Genomic DNA, 22559 nt, shown 5'->3' on the forward strand with positions numbered 1-22559 from the left:
AGCAAAAAACCCTCAAGCTTTTGGCTTAAGAGTTCATGACCCCTGTATCCCTTGGGCATATGTCCGGCATTCAACCAAACCAAACAGAAAATAGTTCCTCGTTGATGCCCAGATTGTACATATAATAGATTCCGAAAACCATACTTATCACACCTGTCAATCGAATGAGTGAACGATTGACTTTTTTGGAAGAAGAACTTGTGACAAAGGGGATGCTTAAAATCGTCGTGAACATAAGCATGCCTATACAAGTACCTACACCAAATATGATAATGTAAATCGCTCCCTGCCACGCTGTCTCTATCGTACTCATAGTAAGAAGGACCATTGCAGCACTGCCTGCAAGTCCATGGACAATTCCCACTACCATCGATTTCAGATAGGCAGCCCGGCCTGTATGGTCATGCTGCTGCGTTTGCTTCCAAGAAAAAACCGTCGTGATACCTAAATATACCAACATGATTCCTACAAGAAATTCCAATGACATAGCCCAAGCTTCCGGAATTTCGTTTTTCAAAAGGATCAGGATGACACCGAATAATAAAAGAGTAAGTGTATGGCCGATTCCCCAAAATACGCCTGCAAGTGAAGATTTCCATATTTTCTTACTTTGGCTCGCAATCGTAGAAACTGCGATGATATGATCGGGTTCCAAAGCATGTTTGATGCCTAATACAAACCCAATCGCTAAAACCAGCAATAAACTCATTTCCATGAACCCCCGCCTTTACCTTTTCTTAATATTTTCGATAAAAAATTGCACCCTCCCGCAGGACCCTCCTTCGGAAGAGATCCTCACAAACGGAAAATACCTTTTCTATCTGTTGAGTTTGATTTGCCAATACCCGCAGCATTAAACCATTTATTGGCAGCCGAGAAAAACCAATTCTAACTTTGCTTATTAACGGGGATAGCATTTCATCGAGTTCGGCCATGACTTCCCCATCCACCTCTTCATGTATCAATAATAACGAGCCGAAATGACTATATCCTTCCAATAAGAGTACAGAGTCCATCTCATCTGAAGGATTCAGAAGCAAGTGGTCCATTATCAGTCTTTTCCCATCATGAAACACGTTCATTTTGGACCGAATCCAATCATATGTAAAGGCAGTCCTACTCTCCGACCATCCCGGTGTAAATATATCAGTCAGCAACAATCCCGCTCCGCATTCCATATGGATCGTCGTATCCTGAATATATCGAGCGGATTCATAGGCAATTACAGGGTCCTGCACATAGGTAAGGAAACTCCCCTTTTTTAAAACTAGCTCGGTTCTCTGAAGTGCCGGCTCATCCATCGTTTTGTATATCTTTGTTGCCGACTGTGTCGTCAATGTCATTGTAGCCCCTTCTTCCAAACAAAAAAGCTGATGGTACCTGTCACCACCTACATAGCCGCCTCCAACATGAATGAGAAAATAGGTAGGTGAAAGTTCATCAAGAAACACAGGGGGGGACAATTTGAATGCCCCGTCATAATAAGTATCACTCAGTATCGTTCGATCATTTTTCAGTACCGCTTTTAAGCGTATGCTGCCTGTCCACCTCACTGCTCAAGACCTACTAGAAATGCCTCTGACTTTATCCAGTTCACGACATCAGTCAAACCCTTTTCGTCTTTTAAGTTAGTAAAAAAGAAGGGTTTATCCCCTCGGGTCGATAATGTATCCCTCTCCATCACTTCCAGGCTTGCTCCTACATAAGGGGCCAAGTCCGTTTTATTAATGATGAATAGATCCGATTTAATCATTCCCTGGCCACCTTTGCGGGGGATTTTCTCCCCTTGTGCGACATCAATGATATAGATCGAAAAGTCAACGAGTTCAGGACTGAAGGTCGCCGCTAAATTATCACCGCCGCTTTCCACAAAAATCAAATCCAGTTCCGGGTGGAGTTCCATCAATTCATCAATGGCTGCAAAATTCATCGAAGCGTCCTCACGTATCGCTGTATGCGGACAGCCGCCAGTTTCTACGCCGATGATCCTATTTTCAGGAAGTACACCATTTTTCATTAAAAACAACGCATCTTCCTTTGTATATATATCATTCGTTACGACTGCCATGCTGAAGTCATTTTCCATTACCCTCGTCAGCTTCTCGACAAGCATCGTTTTTCCGGCACCAACCGGGCCACCTACTCCTATTTTGACTACTTGTTTCATCATTATCGATTTACCTCCATATGGGGCAAACCTGTCACCTCTTTTCTGGTTAACTCATAAATAGTCTTACATGTAATTGCTCATGTCTCATTTGTGCGATTTCCAACCCCGGCAATGTCCGTCCGAGTTCATCCTCCGGAAGCCCCTTAATGAATGCCGCTGCAGTCTGGATTTCCTCATGCGTCCATAATAACAAGGTTTGTCCCGCTGTCTGACCCAGAGGAATTCCTCTTACTGCATTTTGGATCAGCGAAGATACGGCTGCATACAAACAAGCATGAATGGCCATTTCTACGGTAAGGTTCAGTTCGGTACAAACAAGCGCAAATACAATCGCCGGATGTCCATAGCATTGTTTTCCTTGGATTTTCTTCAAGTATGCCGATAATTCTTTGGATGGGTATAAGTTTGAGCATAGTTTAGCAATCTGCTGCCCTATTCTTTTGGAAGCTTCTCTGGATTCCCGGGCGGAACAGGCAGCATAAAGCTTCTCATCCAAATCCCATATCCCTTCAATCCTATGACTTCTAATCAATTCATAAGCAATCCGGCACCCCAATCCATCTGAATAGGTTAAGGATTTTGAAATGTATACCTTCAAAAATTCCTTTAAAGAGGCAGCATCATGTATTTTCCCTTCTTGAACGTATGTCTCCATCCCGAATGAATGGGAGAACGACCCAGATGGAAAATTGGAATCACAAAGCTGGATCAACGGAAACAAACGTTCAATCATGTGAATGGCCGATATGACGGAATGCCTGCTTCACCTTTCTCTTTTCACGGCGAAACGGTATTTCCAGTTCCAATAAAAGCTCTTCCACCAGGTAATCATATTGAACAAGCATTTCATCCCCATCAAATTGGGCAGGTAAGTGGCGATTCCCCAATTGATGCGCTATATCGCCCATTTGCCCTAGGGTTGTAGGCAAGATCGTCAAAATATCGTCATCTATCGTATGGATCACGATCATATTATTTTCATCCATATAAATGATGTCCCCATCCATCAAATCCTTATTTTCTTTAAGGCGAATCCCAATTTCATTTCCATGATCCGTTTTAACCCTTAGTATCCGTTTTCTTAATGAATCGCTTTCCAGATAAACCTTTTCCATATGTTTCGCTTTTTTTTCAATAAACTCTATATTTCCCAAAACTTCTTCAACTATCATGCTATCACCTCAGAATAAAAAGTATCGTTGCGCCATCGGCAGGATTTCCGCTGGCTCACACGTAATTAAATCACCATCCACCGTCACTTCATATGTTTGCGGATCTACTTCTATGACGGGGGTCTCCCCGTTTAACTTCATATCTTTTTTTGTAAGATTGCGAATGTTCGAGACAGTCTTCACTATTTTTTGCAAACCCAGGTCATCATGAATACCCGCTTCATATGACGCTTTTGATAGGAACGTAATCGATGTACTTGCAACAGCCTTTCCAAAACTTGCGAACATCGGGCGGTATAACACGGGTTGAGGCGTTGGAATCGAGGCATTTGGATCCCCCATTATACTGTGTGCAATCATCCCCCCTTTTAGGATCAAGTCGGGTTTAACACCGAAAAAAGCAGGATCCCATAGCACCAAGTCCGCGAATTTTCCCTCTTCCACAGATCCGACGATATCAGAGATTCCATGTGTGATCGCAGGATTTATCGTATATTTGGCAACATAACGCTTAACGCGGAAATTGTCCCCTTCCCCTGCCTCCTCCATCATTTTCCCACGCTGCTTTTTCATCTTGTCGGCCGTCTGCCATGTCCGCAGTATAACTTCACCTACACGCCCCATCGCTTGGGAATCGGAGCTAATCATGCTAAAGACGCCCAGATCATGCAGAATGTCTTCGGCGGCAATCGTCTCTTTTCTTATCCGGGAATCGGCAAAAGCGATATCTTCCGGAACGGATGGATCCAAATGATGGCATACCATCAGCATATCTAAATGTTCTTCCAACGTATTGATCGTGTATGGACGGGTAGGGTTCGTCGAGGACGGAAGAATATTGGGATAACTAGCTGCCTTGATGATATCAGGGGCATGCCCCCCGCCCGCTCCTTCGGTATGATAGGTATGAATGACACGGCCGTCGATCGCATTTATCGTATCCTCGACAAAACCACCTTCATTAAGCGTGTCTGAATGTATCGCCACTTGAACATCGTATTCATCTGCCACCATTAAACTTGTATTGATAGCTGCAGCCGTCGTTCCCCAATCTTCATGTAATTTCAGCCCGATCGCACCAGCTTCTATTTGCTCAGCAAGCGGTTCTTTGGACGAGGAATTGCCTTTCCCCAAAAAACCGAGGTTCATTGGGAAATGATCTGCCGCTTCGAGCATTTTATGTATATTCCAAGCACCCGGAGTACACGTCGTGGCGTTCGTTCCCGTTGCAGGTCCGGTTCCCCCGCCGATCATTGTCGTGATCCCGCTTGAAAGTGCAGTCTCGATTTGCTGCGGGGCAATGAAGTGGATGTGGGCGTCAATGCCTCCAGCCGTAACGATCTTTCCTTCAGCTGCAATTATTTCCGTAGCGGCTCCTATAACCATTGTCACACCATCCATCAATAGGGGATTTCCCGCTTTTCCGATAGCTGAAATATTTCCATCCTTCACTCCGATATCCGCTTTATAAATGCCGGTGTAATCTATGATGATCGCGTTGGTGAAAACAAGATCCATCACCTCATCTCTTGAAGCGGTTGGATGTTGCCCCATACCATCACGGATCACTTTCCCCCCGCCAAATTTCACTTCATCCCCGTACTTTGTAAAATCCTTTTCCACTTCTATGAAAAGCTCGGTATCTGCCAATCTAATCAAATCTCCTGTTGTTGGACCAAACATGTCGGCATATTGTTTACGTGACATTTCATGACTCATATTTTCACTCCTTATCAAGCGGACCATTCGTTTTATTGCTCAATCCAAAAACTTCCCTCTTGCCGCTGAATGGGATCAGTTCAATTTCCTTCGCATCGCCCGGCTCAAAACGGACAGCTGTACCGGCAGGAATGTTCAGCCTTTTCCCAAAAGCATCCTCACGAGTGAACTCCAGTCCAGGATTAACTTCATAAAAGTGAAAGTGTGAGCCAATCTGTATCGGACGGTCCCCCCTGTTGATGACAGTCATGACCGTTGAAATCTTTCCCTCGTTACATAAGACCGGTTCTTTTTTCAAGATATATTCACCTGGTATCATGGCTTCCCCACTCCTTACTGAATCGGATTATGAACAGTCACAAGCTTTGTACCGTCCGGAAATGTCGCCTCGACTTGAATATCATGAATAATCCCAGGGATACCATCCATAACATCTTCACTTGTAAGAATCGTCCTGCCAAATTGCATTAGTTCCGATACTGACTTCCCATCCCTGGCCCCTTCCACGATTTCATAGGTAATCAAGGCAATGGATTCCGGATAGTTCAATTTCAAGCCGCGTTCTTTTCGCCTTCTTGCCAAATCTGCCGCCACTACAACCATTAACTTTTCCTGTTCTCTTGCTGTTAAACGCATACCCTCTCTCCTTTTGCCAAACTATACTGCAAAATGTTCAAAGTACTTTCCATAAGTCCCGTTACAACCATTTCATTTTTTTACATCTTTCCTCTTAATTCCCATTATCGGTTCACAATTTGTGATTTAATCTTACGCAATAATGTTACATTAATTACCATCATTTTAATTATAATAAATCTTCTGACAATTTCAACCCTTAACATGAAAATAATTTTAAATTGGTAATCGTTTCCCTTTTCGAAACGGATTATCTAAAATTTGATAATATTGAATTCTCCTTGTTATAATTTCATGAGATAGCGTTTAGAAAAACAAGATTGAAAGGGGAATGTAAAATGAATTATGTAAAAAATCAGCTAACGGTCATGCGCAGCAATCTTTTAAAAGAAATCGAGGGAATCAATCCAGAGTTTATGGATGTACAGCCTGAAGGTTTTAATAATACAATCCATTGGCACCTTGGACATATCCTTACTGCAGCCGAAAATTTTTTATTGAAATCCAACAGTGAATTGCCAGCGAATTACAGCCAACTATTCGGATATGGTTCAAAACCAGCAGATTGGACCGGGGACGTACCTACCGTTGAATTATTAAAGAAACAGCTGCATGAGCAACTTGATCGACTTCTTGAAATTCCGGAAGAACGATTGACAGAAAAAACAGCAAAGCCTTTCAACGGAATGGAAACAGTGGGGGAATTCATTAATTTTGTAGTGCTCCACGAAGCCAATCATATTGGACAAATTCACGCAATGAAACTCTTTATACAATCCAATAACTAGTTAAGCCATACCTGTCACTCTGTTTTTCTTTAAAAAAGGAGTGGCAGTTTTTTAATTTACCAGTCAAATATGCTGTATTAACACTAATGGCCTCTGACATGTGAGTATGGGTGCTTTTACTCGTGAATTTCGTGCTTTTACTCGTGAGTTTGGAGCAAATACTCGTGAGTTTCGTGCTTTTACTCGTGAGTTTGAGCGTTATTCGTGAGTTTGGAGCAAATACTCGTGAGTTTCGTGCTTTTACTCGTGAGTTTGAGCGTTACTCGTGAATTTCGTGCGTTTACTCGTTGAGCGTTACTCGTGAATTTCGTGTTTTTACTCGTGAGTTTGGAGCAAATACTCGTGAGTTTCGTGCTTTTACTCGTGAGTTTTGAGCAAATACTCGTGAGTTTCGTGCTTTTACTCGTGAATTTCGAGCTTTTACTCGTGAATTCAGAGCTTTCACTCCTGAGTTTGGATGCTTTTTATGGGTCCATTCGATGCTAAGCTACTTTTGCTTGATGCTCCGATTTAATAATCAAAAGGAGCCCCCGCTTTTTAAGCGAGGGCTTTCATCTGTTCATACTCTTTCCGTAAAGCGAAGTAAACGCCTCTTCAAGTCATCTGGTCCTGGTTATACATATAATCACTGTATGCTTTTTCCGCTGCGGCTTCCGAAGTGAACAAAGCATCATCATCCTCAATCGTATGAAATGTATCGTTCAGGAACAAGGCAACTGCATTGGGATCTTTGGGATGCGGAACAATTTCCGCTGCCCTTATATTCGAAACGGTAGGAACATGGGGATTATTATAAATCACAAACACCTCATCACCGACTTGCACTTCTTTTGCATTGATTACACCCATTGAATTCTTCCTTTCCATTACTGATTTTCCTTTAGTTTATGGAAAGAAGTTTATAATTATTTATGAAATAAAACAGTCCTCGCAAGCGGCATTATCTGAATGGGGCCCCTTCTATATGAAGAAGCCCCGCCATTCACTTAAGCATATTCATCTTTTGTAAAAATTCGATCGGATGCTGTTTCCGGAAAAATTCCCTCAGCATATAGGCAACACCATCTTGATCATTGGAGCGCGTCACCCATTTTGCCACTTTCCTTACTTCCTCATCCGCATTACCCATGGCAACTCCCAGACCAGAACCGGCAATCATCTCCATATCATCCAATCCATCACCAATCGAGACGATTTCCGTTCTTCTCACCTCTAAATGGTCGGCTAAATACAATACACCACTCCATTTAGAAACCCCCTTCGGGACGATTGTCATTTTATGTCCTGGATGTAATATTGCATCCACTTCAGGGAACATTTTCTTTATCAATTTCAACATATCATTTCGATCACTTTTTTCTGAAAATATTATATCCATCTTCGTCGGGGCCATCGGCTGGTCAATAAGCTCTTCACTGATATCGTCGACATAATTTTGAGCATAAATATTTTGATCATTCAAATACATAACCGTTTTACCTAGCAAATTCTCCGGAAGGTTAACCCGATTGCCCAGCGAGTATTTTTCATGAATGAGCAATATTTGGCACGTGGTCTTTTCAAGCATTTGCACGAGCTCTACAGTCAGTTCTTCCGATATTCTTTTTACCATTATCGGCTTTTCTATGGAAGCTCCGACAAAGGCTCCTTGCTGAGCAACGATCATCGGATTTATTTTTAGGGCTTTGGCCACTTTTTTAGCTGAGTGATAGTTTCTTGATGTCACAAGTGCAACATGGACACCTTTTTGGTGAACATAATCTATTGCTTCTTTAGTCGATTTATTTAAACGGCCATTCGACTGGAGCAATGTCCCGTCGATATTGACCGCAAGTAGTCGATATACCATGCTGATCTCCCCCATCTGTAGTATCCTCTTTCAAATTTATGACTAAAATTTCGGGATTAGAACAAATAGTGGTTCACGACCCTTGCACCGGTGCATTCAGGGAACAAAAAAACCCCCAACCATTATAGAAGGGAGTCTCCAACTGCTTATTGCTGTTGTTCAGGCAAGCCATATAAATCTTCAAGCGGCTTCATGATAATTTTATTGAGGTCTGCAATGACCATGCTCATCCGTTGTTCAGCTTCCATCAATTGTGAAATGGTTGGGTTTTGTTGGACAAGCTGTACCGTCTTTTGTGCTTGCTCAACTTCTTCCGGGGCAATCTCCTGTCCCATCATTTGCTTTTGCTGCAATGACATCTGCAGATTACGGAAGTTTTCAAACATTCCTTTTGTTGCTTCATCAGAATTGACAAGATCATATAAGCGTTGCAAATCGGAATATTCATTACTTGCCCTAATCGCCTTTTCCATTTCATACGCTGCATCATATACGTTACTCATTTATTTCCCCTCCCGGTAATCATTGTATTCATACACCTTTTCCACTATAACAAATCCGATTGAGAATTACACGTCATCCTATTAAAACAGTTACGAAACCTTGAAATAACCCGATGATTCCACCAAGCAAAGCCCCAAGGTATGTGATCATCGACAATTTCGTATTAGTGATGTAAACGACCATTTCCTCAAGTCGGGACACCGAAAATGACGAAACCTGTTCTTCCACGATATCTCCAAATGCAGTTTTTGGAATAGCGGCTGAAAATGAGTGATTAAGTGCTCGGCACCTTTTTCCATGAAGGTCGGGACGCCCTTTTCGACAATGGTGTCCGAGGAATTGGCGTCAATTCTCGAATCGGCTTACTTTATTCCCAATTGATCAAGCAATTGTGCAGTACTTTTTTCCGTGTACAATGCTTTCTTTACTTCTGCCTTCACGAAAATTTTCATATTCTGTATAGAGGCATCATTAACAATTTGCCTAACTCATCCTGCCGCTTCAGAATCAACCCTGGTGTCAACGGCAGTTGATTCCCGAAAGAATAGATTGGTTTTCTGATAGCTAATAAATTGTGAAGCACCTATTACAGCACCTACGACGACCATAAACAGTATCTTCACCTAAAATTCACCATTGAAATTTCTTCTTTTATTGCTTGAAATAAAGGCTTGATGACACCTTCTAATAAAAAAAACATAGAATGTGTTATCCACATTTGCCCATCATTTACTTATAAAAGGATATCAAACTTAGCGCAAACGGGGAATTATTATGAACCTTAACCATCAGAAAGTTTTCATTACGGTAAATTCCGCAGAGACTAGAAAGAAGGCGCTACTGTTTATCGAAGAAAAACTATTTGAGGAATGGGGCCTTCAATTTGGAGAACCCATAACGATCATGGCTGGATGCCGTTCCGTCCCGGTACTTGTCCAGCCATTCCCGTCATCCCAGCCTACATTGAAACTTTCATATGATATGAACAAAATTTTATCCTTACCCGTTTTTTCCGATCCAATCTCCGTCTCATACCATGCGGAAGGAAGGTCAATTAAAATAGGCCCATTCTTCGCTTCACTCATGAACCAGACCCCGTCGCAAGACGGGACATTCGGCGAGATGGAAAAATTTTATCAGGAAATGAAATCATATTGTAATCAGCAGGGCATCCCCTTCTATTTAGTAAAACTGCAGTCTCTTCAAGATGGGGTTGTGGAAGGCTACCTGCCTGGACAAAATGGCTGGAAACCCTTTCCCCTCCCCATTCCTGATGTAATTTATAACCGGATACATTCGCGCAAACTTGAGGAATCGCATTCTTTCAACCTGTTTAAAACTGAACTGGAGGAACGGTCGATACCGATGTTCAATGGAAGGTTCCTCTCCAAACATCATGTACATGAGTTGCTAATCTTAGAAGATGAGCTGTTGCCAAATTTGCCAGAGACGATTCTTTTTAACGAAAAGGAATCTTTCTTGGCTTTTATAGAAAGGCATTCGGTAATCTACTTTAAACCTTCAGCAGGCAGCCAAGGCAGGAATATTTGCAGATTAACCCAAGTAGCTGAAAAATGGAAAATCGAGCAATCCGAACATCTCCAGAATGTACATTTTGCTGATACGGATGAAAAGTTGTATGAAACGTTAAAAAGATTTTCCAGAAAACGATCCTTCATTCTTCAAAAAGGGATTTCCCTATTCGAAATCGATCAGAGAAAAGTTGATTTCCGCATACTTCTTCACCGGAACGATCAGCTTGAATGGAAAGTTTCATCAATGGTTGCCCGGATTGGGGACCCTGGTACAATCGTTTCTAATCTTGCACAGGGCGGATTGATGAAAAATGGGCCGGATTTTCTAAAGGAAGCATTTGACCTTCAGGACGCCAGCCACATATATCAAAAGCTCGTGCGGCTGGCTAAAAATACTGCCCAGGCCTTGGTTGAAAATCATCACGATTCATTCGGTGAGCTAGGGATCGATTTAGCACTGGATACCGATACACATCCATGGATCATCGAAGTGAATTCAAAACCTTCGAAAAAATTTCAAGGCAACTATGAAACCTTTCGTCCATCAGTAAAATCCATCATAGATTTCATGCTTGCCCTTAACCGCGAAAACCATCCATAAAAGGAGTTGCTAGCTCGTGTTAATAGGATTAATGGCCGCGTCGGATACACATGAAAACAACTACTTCACCGAAATAGCCAAAACCGCGAAATCATTTAATATGAAAGTTTGTAAATTCTCACCTGAAAATATTGATATGGATCTGAAAAAAGTGCGTGGCGAGCGTTTTGATGCCGAGAATGAAACTTGGATCGCCACATCTTTTGATTTACCTGATTTTGTATATGATCGCTGTTTTCACGGATTAGTCCGTGAGTCAACGGAAACGCGACACAAAATCGATTGGTTAAAAGATAACTCGAATTTCTTAGGGCTGGGCCTTCCTGGTAAGTGGGAAGTGTACCAAATCCTAAAAAACCATCCACACCTGCAGGCATTTTTTCCAGAGACCGTACAAGTGACGACACCTGAAGATATTACCGGTCATTTGGAACGCCTGGATAAAATCATCATCAAACCTGAATTCGGTGCAGGCGGTACAGGAATCTATCTCCTTTCAAAAACCGAAGACGGCACTTTGGTATCCATGACGAAAAAGGGCACCAAATATGACCGCCCATTCTCCTCCAAATCTCAGCTTAACAAATGGCTGCAGCATTTATTAAATCGATACCGTTACCTTTGCCAGCCATATTTGGAACTTTGCAACCAAAATAACGAGCCATTCGATTTACGGATTTTCCTTCAAAAAAACGAGAAGAATCAATGGATGGAACGAGGCCGAGGAATTCGTACAGGACAAAAAGACGGAATTACTTCAAATCTTGCCACAGGCGGGGAAGCCATTTCATTGGAAACTTTCAACAAAAGAAATCCGGAAACGATTTCGATTGCTGTCGAACAAAAGATTCAGCATATCCTTCGCACCCTGCCCGTAGAAACCGAAGCTGTCTTTGAAAGATTATTCGAATTGGGGATTGATCTAGGCATCGATAAAAAAGGCCAATTATGGATCATGGACATTAACTCGAAGCCCGGAAGGAAAATCATTCAGACACTACAGCCGGAGACCATGAAAGATATTCATCGCGCACCGTTTCAATATAGCCAGTATTTAGCCGAACATCTTCAGAAAGCAGGTGAATAGAAAGTGAGAAAGAATTATCCTGCCGAAATTGCTGCTATCCCTGGCAATGTTCTCTACTACCCTTCAGAGCTTGGAGATTTGGCAGAGATTGAATTAATTTATTTCGGACGGCATTCATGTCCTGCCATCGTCAAACAAAACCCAGCTGTCAATCAGTCAATCGTCCTATCGGAAAGCCTTGCGGAATCCCTAATATTCGATCATACCGATATTCCCCTTCATTTATTCATTTATGGCAAGAGCATCCATATCGGACCGCTTGTCGGAATATTTTCCTCAGGCTTCACTGGCCTTTCAAACAAACCATTAGGGGAGAGATCGGAATTTTTCGCAAAGCTCCTTTCACTTAGCAGGACCACAGGCTGTATCCCCTTTGTTTTTGGAGAGAATGTAATCAATTGGGATGAGGAGACAATCAAAGGCTATGTGTTTGATAACGATTACTGGCACATTGATGAATTCCCTTTTCCTAATGTCATCTATGACCGTCTCCCAAATCGGTTGACGGAAAACCGCGATGGATCTAAAGAAGTGAAGCAGAAATTTCAAAAAAAATATACCATACCATGGTATAATCCTGGATTTTTCAATAAATGGGATGTAAATGAAAGGCTATGCGCAGATGAACGGGCACTGCCTTATTTGCCGGAAACGTATCCATTTCAATCCATGTCCGTAGTGGAAACCCTTCTTTCCCATTACCGGCAAGTTTATATAAAGCCCATTCACGGCAGCCTCGGTCTAGGGATTCACCAAATTCTTTATGATAAGCATGAGGATGTTTACTATTGTCGCTATACAAATGAAGCAAAAGAAAATAAACTGCAAAAGTTTCCCACATTGGAATCCATCGTTAAACATATTTTTCACGACCGACCGCTTGAGAATCTTATCGTGCAGCAGGGCATCCCATTAATTCGATTTGAAAAACGGCCAGTGGATTTCCGGGTCCATACGAACAAGGACAGTAATGGAAAATGGCAGGTAACCGCGATCGCCGCAAAAATCGCCGGCGCTGGCAGCGTCACGACCCATATTAAAAGCGGGGGTGTCATCAAAACGGTTGCCGAACTGTTTGGAGATGACGATGAGGCGAAAGAAGTCGAACGAAAGCTATCGGAAGCCGCGCTGATTTTAAGTGACAGTATAGAAAAGAACTTGGACGGCATCATTGCAGAAATAGGATTTGATTTTGGATTGGATAAAAAAGGGCAGGTTTGGATGTTTGAAGCCAATTCCAAACCTGGACGTTCCATATTCGCACATCCAAAACTCAAGGATTTCGAATTGCTGACCAGAAAGCTAAGCCTTGATTATGCCATTTATCTTACGGAACAGACGATTACGAAATCAATCAGTGTGCCGCGATGAACATTTTTTACGATATCCCCACTGAAAATTGGTACCACAATCATGAGAATGCTGAACTTTTCGCCGGCTCTGCCGAAGAGGAAATCAGCTATAAAAAGGATCATTCGAATCAACCCCTAATTCCAATCACGGTATTTCCAGGTAACCGGATGCTCGCCGTCGGAATTTTAACTGTTTCCAATCCCAAAAAGGAATCAGGTTTGGGTGGAAACCTGACCCTTTTTCGGGACCTATCATTATATTTATTAAAACATGGAATATTAGCGTATGTATTCACAGAAAATGCCCTTCATCCCGATTCGTTGAGAGGGTATGTTTTTTCCTCCATTTCAAACAAGTGGATCGAATGCAAAGTGCCCTTCCCTGACATCGTCTATAACCGTATCCCCTCGAGGAGCTATGAGGCGTCAGAGGAATTCCAACATCTTATTACACACTTTAAAGATTACCGAATGAATCTATTCAACCCCTGTTTTATAGATAAATATGTGATGTTCGAAGCATTAAATGAAGATGGATCCCTCACAAATCACCTTCCACCCACAACGGTCTTACGAAACAGCGATTGCCTTTATGCTTTCCTGGAGACCTACAGGCATATATACCTTAAACCCTGCAAAGGAAGCCAAGGGAAAGGCATTTATACCATAATCAAAAATGATGATGATACACTATTGTTCAATAGCTTAAAGCATAGTGAGTCCTTCCCGGATTTCGCATCATTCTGGGAAACAAAAAAAAGGGATTTATTAAAAAGGAGCTATCTTGCTCAACAGGCGATTAAACCAAAAAAACTTTTTGGACATCGTTATGATTACCGGATTCTCGTCCATTATGAAAAAGGTTCTTATAAAGTGACCGGCAAAGCGGTAAGGATGTCACAAACTCAGGAAATCACCACCCACACTCCCCGAGGGGGTAAGCTTTTTCCTTATCAAGACCTGCAATCAAGAAGCCTGAATCTAAAATTAGCGAATATCGCCCAAAAATGCGGAGAGATACTATCGAAAAAAATTGGGTTTCTCGGAGAGTTTTCCATTGATATAGGGGAAAACGAATCGGGCTCGCTCTTCATATATGAAGTGAACTCAAAGCCCATGCAATTCGATGAGGTGGAAATTGAAACAAACAGGCTTTTGCATTTAAAAAATCTTTTCATTGAATTAACTTTTCCCAACCTGACAATAAAATAACACCTCCAGCTGCCGTTTTCCATTATAATTAAATGAGAAACTGTATATATGGAGGTAATACATATGATCACTCATTTTCAATGGGCACCATTGCATAAGAATCTGCCAGGATGGAAAATTTCCTTTTATTTCAACAAACAGGCAGTCCAAGCCTTGTATCATAAAGATGGATCCATCGAGTGGACAGCAAACCCGCCTTCCGAAACAGATGAAACCAAACTCAAAAGCATGATACATGATTTAATGATCTTCCATGTATATGAATGAACCCTCTTTACATTCATGAAATCCCTAAACAGAATAAAAAAAACTCCTTTGCCTAAACTAAAGAAAAGGCTAGGAGGGATTAATTTTGGATAAAGAAAAAATGACATTTTTGAAGGATACTGAATATGATGGCAAGGACTCCGTTTACCTGGATATCGACCGTATCATCAATGAAGGAATGGCTGGCGGAAATGTGTATGAAGTCGCTAACCTTCAGAACATCGAAGAAGCACATGATTTTTATGATGAAACAGCTCCCAACGAAAATAAATAAATAAATTATGCGGGCTCTCTTATGGAGAGCTCTCCTTTATTACGTCTCCCGTTCATCTCCCGCTTGCACTGCATTCCCCTTATAAAAAGTCCTTCTTTTATAAGTAATCAAGTAAAAACAACTTCCTGGATGGAAGTTGTTTGAGTGACAAATAGAAGACAGTTAAACGGATAACATTCAAATAGTTCCATTCTCCCTCGCACTCAAATTATTTTCATTTAATATTGAAGTAATGATATGCTCTGAATCCCATTCATGCCCAGATATCTCGATAAGAGGATAGCGATTCGGTAAAACGACCTGCTGGATTTCATGAACGGTCAGCCCTTGAGAATGTAAGCGTAAAATTTCACCTTGGAGGTTTTCCAAATAATCTAGCTTTTTCCGAAACATGTCCTTCCCATCAGGGACATGCCCAGCATGGCAGCAAAACACTTCCCCAAAGTCATATTGAAGTAATCTTTTTATGGAATCGATGATGACCGGGACAGACTCTTCCCGTAAGACAAGCTTTGTTTTTGGTGTTACGAAAAGGTCTCCTGAAAAGAGCATGCCATTATTGTGATTCAAATACACCATATGGTCCTTTGCATGACCAGGGGTAAAAATCGGCTCCCACGTTTGGGTGCGGGAATGAATGGCCTTCCCTAGCGGCTCAGCTTTAAAGGCATCTCTCTTTCCCCAGAAAATTTTACGATATTCAGGGTATACAGCATCCTTTGCACAAATCTCAACCGACATCGGGTGAATGAAAAGCGGGACCTTTTTATGTTCCTGTATCCATGCAGCGCCCCCGGTATGGTCTTCATGATAGTGAGTCAGGGCCACTGAGTCGAAGTCTGCGGACTCATAGAATGGAATAAGCTCTTCCAATAAAATCTGTGCGCCAGTATCTATCAATAGACCATCCGTTAAAAAGACATAAACACTCATCCCCGATCTGTTCCCGCCAGGAGTCCCGTTCACACAAACCACATCATTTATCGTGTTAATCTCTATCATTCAATTGCCTCCCCATCATTACACAAAAATAGTTTCAGCTTCCCTTTTTTAACTTTACTATAATAAATGTATTACCACTTCACCTGCTTGACAAGGAAATTTTGGAATAATTAACCTGGACGTACATGCTGGATTATTGCATAATAGCCCTTTTTTCACGAATCATTTTAACGGACCGTACTCAATTTTAATACCAAAAAATCATCCCAAAATCTCAGAAACTATTGACATTGTCGAATTTTATAAATAATTTAGATTATATTAAAAAACTTGAAATATTCTAAAAAAATAATTTATTTATCAAGAGAGAGGGAGGATCAGGCCCTGCGATGTCCGGCAACCGACCATAGGGAACGGTGCCACTTCCTGCAGAATGATTGCATTCCGAAAGATAAGACGAGATATAATTTCGCTGCCTCTTTCTGAATGATAGAGGCAGTTTTTTAATGTTTAAATGATTGAAATCCGTTCAGTCCGAAAGGAATACGTCTCGAAGAAAAACCGAGTTATCGGAGTGGATAAAACCTCGAAATCCTTACAAATCACGCAAGTACATCCATGGACAAAAAAAGCATGAAGTTTTTACCCCATGCTTTTTTTAATTCCTTCACATTGTTTGTTTAAAACACCCTTTTCACCAGGCACACATAATGTGCCGTCAATCCTTCAGTTTAGTAAATGAAGTTTCAACCAACTGTCTGTTTCCATAATCCAAGAAGATCACTTTCATGTTGTCTGTGGATACCTGCTTTTCTAACAACAGATTCCGGACGGCCCTTTTCCCAATTCCAAATATCTTCGAGGGTTTCTGAAAGGGGACGGAATGTCATTCCATTATTGATGGCTTTATTGTTATCGACAGCCAAAAACCCATTCAAAGGTTCCTTAGCTCCCGGTAAAGGGAACTCTTCTGGTATCCATAAAGGCATCTCTCCCCACGGCTCCACTTTATTGTCAGCCAAAAAATTTTCAGATACCCATGTAAAATCAGCATTACTTCTTGTTACCTTTTTGCAGCCTTCAAGTAATTGCCCCATAGTTAGTGTGTAATCCGGTCCAACGGCATTATATGTACCTGTCATACTTTTTTCTATCATTTGTATGATCCATTGAGCCAAGTCCCTTGCATCGATAACTTGGATTGGACGTCCAGGGCGTCCGGGAGATAAAATTTCTCCCCCTTCCGCTATTCTTTTAAGCCAGTATGGCAATCGGTCAGTGTAATCATATGGACCCACTATTTGCCCGGCACGAATTGACAAGACTTTCCCCGGCAGTTCTTTTTCAGCTGCTTTTTCGCTTAATGATTTTAAGGGTCCATAATATTCACCGTATATCGGTCCAGCCGTTCCACGGGTGATCTCTTCTGCTTTATCTTCATTTAGTGTATGAACCTCTCCTTCTTCATCAATACCTGGTTCGGTTGGATCACTATAAACTGAGATGCTTGAAATATATGTATAATGTTTAACTTGATTAAGCAATCTGCAAGATTTTGATACAGTTCGAGGAATAAAACCCGATGTGTCAATGACTGCATCCCACTGTCTTCCCTTCAACATTTCCAGATCCCCGTCGCGGTCCCCTCTTAACTGTTCTATTTCGGGAAAAACATAAAGATTTCTTCCACGATTAAAAAGTGTGACATCATGTCCTTTCTCAATCGCAGCTTTTGCTAAATATCGTCCTAAAAACCGTGTACCGCCCAATATCAAAATGTTCATAAGATCTCCTCCTCTTTATCGATATTCCATAAATCATACGCAATACCCTTTCCTAAAATTAATAATACTTGCAAAAACTAGCAATATCCTATTCTTTTGAACTTTATTCTTTTTCGCTATAATGATATGGAAAGGGAGAAAGAAGGTGGAAACGATGCTTGAAAATCTTAAACAAAAATTCCCGAACGCCCTTACCAATAAAATGGATACTGGTGAAATTTCTGACTATATTTGGTTCGAAGACTCAAGAAGTTTACTTGGCATTCCCCGTTCAGAAATCACAGCTGAAGAAATCCGTTTATTGGAACTGCTTTTTGCTCCTTCCATAAACCCAAATAACCTCAATGCACATCCAGACTCATCATGGAAAACTTTTTTATTTGAACCGAATGCACCATTGCCTTTAACGAGCTGGGAGAATGTTCGATTTCTTCATTTCAAGCTGACTCATGCTGATTTTTCCAAATCCGATTTTGAAGAGGCCTTCCTCGCTTTCGTTCCATCTGACGCAGCTATTGTCTGGGAAAATGAAACGGCAGGAGTCTTAATTGAAACGGACGAGGATGAACCCTTAACAAATGAAGAACTAATCGCCATTTCTTCCACGCTTGAAAGTGACTTTTATGTTAAGACCCGTATGTTCACCGGCCGCTTTCACCCTATAAATCAAGACCTTCATCAGCACTGGACTCAGGAGAAAAAGTGTTTTGATTTGGCACAGGTACATTTGCCGGATCTAAAGGTGGCTGATTTGGCAGACATCATCCCTCACTCATTAATAAATGATCCATCCTTTAAGGATGCAAAGTGGTATATCAACGAGATTCTTGGCAAGACCAAGCAGGATACTGAACTAATCAAAACGATTAAAACGTATATCGAATGTAATTCAAATGCCACATATGCCGCCAAACAGCTTTATATACATCGGAACAGCTTACAATACCGAATCGATAAATTCTCTGAAAGAACTGGTCTCGATATTAAAAACTTCCGTCATGCCCTTACTGCATACTTGATACTTTTACTGAATGATTAATTTCCAATGCAAACAGGTAATATCACCCTTTTTTGTGCAATGTGCCCATACTTTTTTCAAATCCGATGGCTTAGACTATAGCTAATTGGTACAAGTAATCAGGAGTTTAAAAGGGGGATTTTTCATGGCAGAGTTAGTGTTGGATCATATATTCAAGATTTATGATAAAAAGGTGACGGCTGTTAAAGACTTCAACCTTCGTGTTGCCGATAAGGAATTCATAGTTTTTGTGGGACCTTCGGGTTGCGGCAAATCGACGACATTAAGGATGATTGCCGGACTGGAAGACATTTCCCAAGGGGATTTATATATAGACGGCAAGCGAGTCAATGATGTCCCCCCTAAAGATCGTGATATTGCGATGGTTTTCCAGAACTATGCCTTATATCCTCATATGTCCGTATATGACAATATGGCATTCGGATTAAAGCTCAGGAAAACGCCAAAAGCGGAAATCAAGCAAAGAGTCAATGAAGCGGCAAGGATTCTCGGACTTGAAGAGCTGCTAAACAGGAAACCTAAAGCCCTTTCAGGTGGTCAGCGCCAACGTGTTGCACTTGGCCGGGCAATTGTAAGGGACGCAAAAGTTTTCTTGATGGATGAGCCATTATCCAATCTCGACGCAAAGCTAAGGGTTCAAATGCGTGCGGAAATCGCTAAACTACATAAACGGCTCGACACCACAACGATATATGTCACGCATGACCAAACAGAGGCAATGACCATGGCGACCCGTCTTGTTGTAATGAAAGACGGTATTATCCAACAGGTAGGTGCCCCAAAGGACGTTTACGAGAAACCGATAAACGTTTTCGTCGGTGGCTTTATCGGATCGCCTGCCATGAACTTCTTTAACGGAACATTAAAAGAAGGCAAAGTTAAAATAGGTGAACAAACGCTTGAAATACCTGAATTGAAGATGAAAATGCTGCGTGATCAAGGATATGTCGGAAAAGATATAATCCTTGGCATCCGTCCGGAGGATTTCCATAATGAAGGGGCTTACCTCACCGAGTCCCCTAACACTGCATTCACGACCCAAATTGATGTAGCCGAACTGATGGGCGCGGAGATCATGCTCTACTCCACATTAGAGGGACAGGACTTCGTCGCACGCGTCGATGCCAAGAACATCATCCTGGCAGGCGAAAACATCGAACTTGCCCTCGACATGAATAAAGCACACTTTTTTGACAAAGGGACCGAACATCGCATTTTAGTTGAAGAAGATGAACAGATGCAGGAAAGCATGAAGTTATCTGCCAATTAAGCGTAAAAAGACCCATTCATAACGGGTCTTTTTACACTTTATTCACAATACGGACTAACTTCATTCCTGAACCAATACCACTTCATCATGTCCGCATTCAGAGCATTTCATGAGATGCGGGCATTGTCCTTTTTGAAGGGATTGAGGGTATCCGTCGTTTTCTTTAAGTATGTCGATATCCATATAAGCACTGTAATCATCAGCGTAGTCCATGAATTTCCCTTTATCATCAAGATTACTGCCGCATTCCGGGCAATTCACATGAATTTTTCTTAGACCGTTGCAAAGCGGGCATAAAGACATTGTTTTTCCTCCTGTTCCCGATACTTATGATCTCAGTATTTGTTGATTCCATTATTTTAACACATGGAAACACCCTCCCTAATACCAGAGGGAGGGCACTTCCATTCAATTATTATTTATTAACCATGTTAGCAGGATCGACCCATGCTTTGAATTCATCTTCCGTCAGGAACTCCAATTTCAACGCAGCTTCTTTTAACGTAGAGTTGTCCTTGAATGCAGTTTTGGCGATTTTGGCTGCTTTTTCATAACCGATATGCGGGTTCAATGCTGTTACCAACATAAGGGAACGTTCCACATTTTCTTTGATTTTATCTTCATTTGCAATGATGCCAACCGCACAATTATCGTTGAATGAATGAATGCCTTCCGTCAATAATTTTACCGTTTGCAGGAAGTTATAGATGATGACAGGCTTGAATACATTCAATTCAAAATTACCCTGGCTTGCTGCAAAGCCAATTGTAGCATCATTACCCACGATTTGTGTTGCAATCATGGTAAGCGCTTCACTTTGTGTTGGATTGACTTTACCTGGCATGATGGAGCTGCCTGGCTCGTTTTCTGGAATGGCTATTTCGCCGATTCCGCTTCTTGGACCACTTGCCAGCCATCTGACATCGTTCGCAATTTTCATTAAATCCGCTGCCAATGCTTTTAAAGCACCGTGTGCGTAGACGATTTCGTTATGGCTTGTCAATGCATGGAACTTATTATCAGATGTGACAAAAGGATATCCTGTATCAGCTGCAATTTGTTTGGCGGAAAGTCCCGGGAATTCTTTTTTTGTATTGATTCCGGTTCCTACAGCCGTTCCGCCTAGTGCAAGGTTCAATAATTTTTGGCTGCTTTCCTCAATCATCGCTAGATCTTTGTCGAGCATCGCTTTCCAACCGGAAATTTCTTGTCCCAATGTTAATGGTGTAGCATCTTGTAGATGTGTCCGGCCAATTTTCACGACATCCCAAAATTCTTTTTCTTTTGTATCGAATGTATCACGAAGAGCTTTAATGGCAGGAACCAATTTTTCAGCGACTTCCATAAAGGCAGCAATATGCATGGCTGTCGGGAAAGTATCATTGGAGCTCTGTGCCTTGTTAACATCATCATTCGGGTGAAGGGCTTCCGATTCACCATTTTCTTTTAACCATTCATTTCCTTTGTTAGCGACCACTTCATTCACGTTCATATTACTTTGCGTGCCGCTTCCGGTTTGCCAAACTACAAGCGGGAAATGTTCATCTAGCGTACCTTCAAGGATTTCACCGCAAATCTTGACGATGGCATTCTTTTTCACTTCCGAAAGATCACCAAGATCATAGTTCACCTTTGCCGCAGCTTGTTTAACGTATGCAAATGCACGAACTAATTCAATCGGCATTTTTTCGTTACCGATTTTGAAGTTGTTACGGCTTCTCTCAGTTTGTGCCCCCCAATATTTATCAGCAGGAACTTTCACTTCACCCATCGTATCTCGTTCGATTCTGTATTCCATGTGTTCTCCTCCTATGTTTGCACTATTCATTGAAGACCATTTGCATATGAAATGAATAATGTCGTATTATTCTTTCTCTCCATACATTGTACAAACTTTATTATTTTAAAGCAAAAATATCCGCTGACCCTTTCACTTTTACTGAAAAATCCATGACGCTACATGTTTATATGAAAATTCAGATATTCTTTTTTAGACACATAAGTGTTGACGCACTAGGCGCCAATTGGCCTGATCATGAACATTCAAACATTATCCATCCCAAAATGTCCTTGACAGTATATTGTATATATAGTAAATTCAAAAGAAATTGAATAATCTAAACTCTTATCGAGAGAGGTAGAGGGAATGGCCCGATGACACCTCAGCAACCTTCATTTGTTTCAAACCAATGAAAAGGTGCTAATTCCACAAGTTTGTGAACTTGGAAGATAAGAAGAATGACTCGTCCTCACTTAATCAAAGTCTTCTTCTTAAAGAAGACTCAGACTGTAGACAAACTCGATGAAAATCGAGTTTGTCTATTTTTATGGCTTGTACAATTTGGACGTTGATTTCCA

The 22559-nt window shown here is 41.5% G+C and carries 27 protein-coding genes, 1 pseudogene and 2 riboswitches; of the genes and pseudogenes, 11 read left to right on the top strand and 17 right to left on the bottom strand.

The window, feature by feature from the left end; genetic code table 11:
- Positions 1-70: 70 nt before the first annotated feature.
- The 8 genes from ACFX4I_RS21035 to ACFX4I_RS21070 are packed head-to-tail and all read right to left on the bottom strand — an operon-like array spanning position 71 to position 5697.
- Positions 71-715, bottom strand: coding sequence for an urease accessory protein UreH domain-containing protein (locus ACFX4I_RS21035; protein WP_230300960.1), 645 nt, complete (start codon positions 713-715; stop codon positions 71-73).
- Between the two features lie 22 nt (positions 716-737).
- A complete protein-coding gene (locus tag ACFX4I_RS21040; RefSeq protein WP_377422789.1) occupies positions 738-1553 on the bottom strand; it encodes an urease accessory protein UreD in 816 nt (271 codons plus the stop codon).
- Positions 1550-2167: an urease accessory protein UreG gene (gene ureG / locus ACFX4I_RS21045; protein ID WP_230301000.1), complete on the bottom strand. Its 618-nt coding sequence runs from the start codon at positions 2165-2167 to the stop codon at positions 1550-1552. The genes ACFX4I_RS21040 and ureG overlap by 4 nt, the downstream gene beginning before the upstream one ends.
- A 49-nt stretch (positions 2168-2216) precedes the next feature.
- On the bottom strand, positions 2217-2903 hold the full coding sequence (locus ACFX4I_RS21050) for an urease accessory protein UreF (RefSeq protein WP_377422794.1): 687 nt from the start codon (positions 2901-2903) through the stop codon (positions 2217-2219).
- Positions 2896-3342, bottom strand: coding sequence for an urease accessory protein UreE (gene ureE, locus ACFX4I_RS21055; protein ID WP_230300963.1), 447 nt, complete (start codon positions 3340-3342; stop codon positions 2896-2898). Before ureE ends, ACFX4I_RS21050 begins: the two co-directional genes overlap by 8 nt.
- A 9-nt stretch (positions 3343-3351) precedes the next feature.
- Positions 3352-5061: an urease subunit alpha gene (ureC, locus tag ACFX4I_RS21060; RefSeq protein ID WP_230300964.1), complete on the bottom strand. Its 1710-nt coding sequence runs from the start codon at positions 5059-5061 to the stop codon at positions 3352-3354.
- Positions 5062-5065: 4 nt separating this feature from the next.
- Entirely contained in the window at positions 5066-5380 is a 315-nt protein-coding gene (locus ACFX4I_RS21065; RefSeq protein ID WP_230300965.1) for an urease subunit beta, read from the bottom strand.
- Between the two features lie 14 nt (positions 5381-5394).
- Positions 5395-5697 carry an urease subunit gamma gene (locus ACFX4I_RS21070; RefSeq protein ID WP_230300966.1) on the bottom strand — a complete coding sequence of 101 codons (303 nt, stop codon included), beginning with the start codon at positions 5695-5697 and terminating at the stop codon, positions 5395-5397.
- 338 nt (positions 5698-6035) lie between these two features.
- Between ACFX4I_RS21070 and ACFX4I_RS21075 the strand changes: the two genes are divergently transcribed.
- From ACFX4I_RS21075 to ACFX4I_RS21085, 3 genes are all read left to right on the top strand, one after another.
- Positions 6036-6485 (top strand): DinB family protein, encoded by a 450-nt coding sequence (locus ACFX4I_RS21075; RefSeq protein WP_377422798.1) that lies wholly within the window; start codon positions 6036-6038, stop codon positions 6483-6485.
- Between the two features lie 122 nt (positions 6486-6607).
- Positions 6608-6754, top strand: coding sequence for a hypothetical protein (locus tag ACFX4I_RS21080; RefSeq protein ID WP_377422800.1), 147 nt, complete (start codon positions 6608-6610; stop codon positions 6752-6754).
- Positions 6755-6785: 31 nt separating this feature from the next.
- Complete coding sequence (locus ACFX4I_RS21085; protein WP_377422802.1) at positions 6786-6971, top strand: hypothetical protein; 186 nt, start codon at positions 6786-6788, stop codon at positions 6969-6971.
- Positions 6972-7079: 108 nt separating this feature from the next.
- Here ACFX4I_RS21085 and ACFX4I_RS21090 read toward each other — a convergent pair whose 3' ends face one another.
- The 5 genes and pseudogenes from ACFX4I_RS21090 to ACFX4I_RS21110 form a co-directional block, all read right to left on the bottom strand.
- Entirely contained in the window at positions 7080-7352 is a 273-nt protein-coding gene (locus tag ACFX4I_RS21090; RefSeq protein WP_228467335.1) for a transcriptional regulator SplA domain-containing protein, read from the bottom strand.
- Between the two features lie 115 nt (positions 7353-7467).
- Positions 7468-8334 (bottom strand): Cof-type HAD-IIB family hydrolase, encoded by an 867-nt coding sequence (locus tag ACFX4I_RS21095; protein WP_230300970.1) that lies wholly within the window; start codon positions 8332-8334, stop codon positions 7468-7470.
- 146 nt (positions 8335-8480) lie between these two features.
- On the bottom strand, positions 8481-8837 hold the full coding sequence (locus ACFX4I_RS21100) for a YlbF/YmcA family competence regulator (RefSeq protein ID WP_230300971.1): 357 nt from the start codon (positions 8835-8837) through the stop codon (positions 8481-8483).
- 73 nt (positions 8838-8910) lie between these two features.
- Positions 8911-9135, bottom strand: a pseudogene (locus ACFX4I_RS21105) (DUF445 family protein); the annotation flags it as partial.
- Positions 9136-9326: 191 nt separating this feature from the next.
- Entirely contained in the window at positions 9327-9461 is a 135-nt protein-coding gene (locus ACFX4I_RS21110; RefSeq protein WP_377422805.1) for a hypothetical protein, read from the bottom strand.
- 151 nt (positions 9462-9612) lie between these two features.
- Here ACFX4I_RS21110 and ACFX4I_RS21115 point away from each other — a divergent pair, with 151 nt between their 5' ends.
- The 6 genes from ACFX4I_RS21115 (at position 9613) to ACFX4I_RS21140 (ending at position 15166) form a co-directional block, all read left to right on the top strand.
- Positions 9613-10974 (top strand): YheC/YheD family endospore coat-associated protein, encoded by a 1362-nt coding sequence (locus ACFX4I_RS21115; RefSeq protein ID WP_377422807.1) that lies wholly within the window; start codon positions 9613-9615, stop codon positions 10972-10974.
- A gap of 16 nt (positions 10975-10990) precedes the next feature.
- Positions 10991-12061 carry a YheC/YheD family endospore coat-associated protein gene (locus ACFX4I_RS21120; RefSeq protein ID WP_230300973.1) on the top strand — a complete coding sequence of 357 codons (1071 nt, stop codon included), beginning with the start codon at positions 10991-10993 and terminating at the stop codon, positions 12059-12061.
- Positions 12062-12064: 3 nt separating this feature from the next.
- Positions 12065-13432, top strand: a complete 1368-nt coding sequence (locus ACFX4I_RS21125; RefSeq protein ID WP_377422810.1) for a YheC/YheD family endospore coat-associated protein — start codon at positions 12065-12067, stop codon at positions 13430-13432.
- Positions 13429-14625: a YheC/YheD family endospore coat-associated protein gene (locus ACFX4I_RS21130; RefSeq protein ID WP_230300975.1), complete on the top strand. Its 1197-nt coding sequence runs from the start codon at positions 13429-13431 to the stop codon at positions 14623-14625. Before ACFX4I_RS21125 ends, ACFX4I_RS21130 begins: the two co-directional genes overlap by 4 nt.
- A 63-nt stretch (positions 14626-14688) precedes the next feature.
- The gene (locus ACFX4I_RS21135; protein WP_251433303.1) at positions 14689-14892 is read left to right on the top strand and encodes a YheE family protein; all 204 of its coding nucleotides are present in this window, start codon (positions 14689-14691) and stop codon (positions 14890-14892) included.
- An 85-nt stretch (positions 14893-14977) separates the two neighbouring features.
- Positions 14978-15166: a hypothetical protein gene (locus ACFX4I_RS21140; RefSeq protein WP_230301003.1), complete on the top strand. Its 189-nt coding sequence runs from the start codon at positions 14978-14980 to the stop codon at positions 15164-15166.
- A gap of 177 nt (positions 15167-15343) precedes the next feature.
- On the opposite strand, the gene ACFX4I_RS21145 is transcribed toward ACFX4I_RS21140, so the two are convergent.
- Positions 15344-16168, bottom strand: coding sequence for an MBL fold metallo-hydrolase (locus ACFX4I_RS21145; protein WP_377422812.1), 825 nt, complete (start codon positions 16166-16168; stop codon positions 15344-15346).
- A 294-nt stretch (positions 16169-16462) separates the two neighbouring features.
- Positions 16463-16566, top strand: a riboswitch (SAM riboswitch).
- 288 nt (positions 16567-16854) lie between these two features.
- Positions 16855-17892 (bottom strand): NAD-dependent epimerase/dehydratase family protein, encoded by a 1038-nt coding sequence (locus ACFX4I_RS21150; protein WP_377422815.1) that lies wholly within the window; start codon positions 17890-17892, stop codon positions 16855-16857.
- A 154-nt stretch (positions 17893-18046) separates the two neighbouring features.
- On the opposite strand from ACFX4I_RS21150, the gene ACFX4I_RS21155 reads away from it, so the two are divergent.
- Both ACFX4I_RS21155 and ACFX4I_RS21160 read left to right on the top strand, forming a co-directional pair.
- Positions 18047-18931: a PucR family transcriptional regulator gene (locus ACFX4I_RS21155; RefSeq protein WP_377422817.1), complete on the top strand. Its 885-nt coding sequence runs from the start codon at positions 18047-18049 to the stop codon at positions 18929-18931.
- A 124-nt stretch (positions 18932-19055) separates the two neighbouring features.
- Positions 19056-20201, top strand: coding sequence for an ABC transporter ATP-binding protein (locus ACFX4I_RS21160; protein WP_377422820.1), 1146 nt, complete (start codon positions 19056-19058; stop codon positions 20199-20201).
- Positions 20202-20261: 60 nt separating this feature from the next.
- On the opposite strand, the gene ACFX4I_RS21165 is transcribed toward ACFX4I_RS21160, so the two are convergent.
- Positions 20262-20504 (bottom strand): hypothetical protein, encoded by a 243-nt coding sequence (locus ACFX4I_RS21165; RefSeq protein WP_230300980.1) that lies wholly within the window; start codon positions 20502-20504, stop codon positions 20262-20264.
- A 112-nt stretch (positions 20505-20616) separates the two neighbouring features.
- Positions 20617-21999, bottom strand: coding sequence for a class II fumarate hydratase (fumC, locus tag ACFX4I_RS21170; protein ID WP_377422823.1), 1383 nt, complete (start codon positions 21997-21999; stop codon positions 20617-20619).
- A gap of 324 nt (positions 22000-22323) precedes the next feature.
- Positions 22324-22437, top strand: a riboswitch (SAM riboswitch).
- Positions 22438-22559 lie beyond the last annotated feature (122 nt).

The sequence above is a fragment of the Peribacillus sp. YIM B13472 genome (assembly GCF_042788005.1).
GTDB lineage: Bacteria > Bacillota > Bacilli > Bacillales > DSM-1321 > Peribacillus > Peribacillus simplex_E.

Excerpts from the sequence above, each read along its gene's own strand:
- ACFX4I_RS21035 (WP_230300960.1), bottom strand. The coding sequence starts at position 715 with ATGGAAATGAGTTTATTGCTGGTTTTAGCGATTGGGTTTGTATTAGGC.
- ureG (WP_230301000.1), bottom strand. The coding sequence starts at position 2,167 with ATGAAACAAGTAGTCAAAATAGGAGTAGGTGGCCCGGTTGGTGCCGGA.
- ACFX4I_RS21050 (WP_377422794.1), bottom strand. The coding sequence starts at position 2,903 with ATGATTGAACGTTTGTTTCCGTTGATCCAGCTTTGTGATTCCAATTTT.
- ureE (WP_230300963.1), bottom strand. The coding sequence starts at position 3,342 with ATGATAGTTGAAGAAGTTTTGGGAAATATAGAGTTTATTGAAAAAAAA.
- ureC (WP_230300964.1), bottom strand. The coding sequence starts at position 5,061 with ATGAGTCATGAAATGTCACGTAAACAATATGCCGACATGTTTGGTCCA.
- ACFX4I_RS21065 (WP_230300965.1), bottom strand. The coding sequence starts at position 5,380 with ATGATACCAGGTGAATATATCTTGAAAAAAGAACCGGTCTTATGTAAC.
- ACFX4I_RS21070 (WP_230300966.1), bottom strand. The coding sequence starts at position 5,697 with ATGCGTTTAACAGCAAGAGAACAGGAAAAGTTAATGGTTGTAGTGGCG.
- ACFX4I_RS21075 (WP_377422798.1), top strand. The coding sequence starts at position 6,036 with ATGAATTATGTAAAAAATCAGCTAACGGTCATGCGCAGCAATCTTTTA.
- ACFX4I_RS21090 (WP_228467335.1), bottom strand. The coding sequence starts at position 7,352 with ATGGAAAGGAAGAATTCAATGGGTGTAATCAATGCAAAAGAAGTGCAA.
- ACFX4I_RS21095 (WP_230300970.1), bottom strand. The coding sequence starts at position 8,334 with ATGGTATATCGACTACTTGCGGTCAATATCGACGGGACATTGCTCCAG.
- ACFX4I_RS21100 (WP_230300971.1), bottom strand. The coding sequence starts at position 8,837 with ATGAGTAACGTATATGATGCAGCGTATGAAATGGAAAAGGCGATTAGG.
- ACFX4I_RS21115 (WP_377422807.1), top strand. The coding sequence starts at position 9,613 with ATGAACCTTAACCATCAGAAAGTTTTCATTACGGTAAATTCCGCAGAG.
- ACFX4I_RS21130 (WP_230300975.1), top strand. The coding sequence starts at position 13,429 with ATGAACATTTTTTACGATATCCCCACTGAAAATTGGTACCACAATCAT.
- ACFX4I_RS21135 (WP_251433303.1), top strand. The coding sequence starts at position 14,689 with ATGATCACTCATTTTCAATGGGCACCATTGCATAAGAATCTGCCAGGA.
- ACFX4I_RS21145 (WP_377422812.1), bottom strand. The coding sequence starts at position 16,168 with ATGATAGAGATTAACACGATAAATGATGTGGTTTGTGTGAACGGGACT.
- ACFX4I_RS21150 (WP_377422815.1), bottom strand. The coding sequence starts at position 17,892 with ATGAACATTTTGATATTGGGCGGTACACGGTTTTTAGGACGATATTTA.
- ACFX4I_RS21155 (WP_377422817.1), top strand. The coding sequence starts at position 18,047 with ATGCTTGAAAATCTTAAACAAAAATTCCCGAACGCCCTTACCAATAAA.
- ACFX4I_RS21160 (WP_377422820.1), top strand. The coding sequence starts at position 19,056 with ATGGCAGAGTTAGTGTTGGATCATATATTCAAGATTTATGATAAAAAG.
- ACFX4I_RS21165 (WP_230300980.1), bottom strand. The coding sequence starts at position 20,504 with ATGTCTTTATGCCCGCTTTGCAACGGTCTAAGAAAAATTCATGTGAAT.
- fumC (WP_377422823.1), bottom strand. The coding sequence starts at position 21,999 with ATGGAATACAGAATCGAACGAGATACGATGGGTGAAGTGAAAGTTCCT.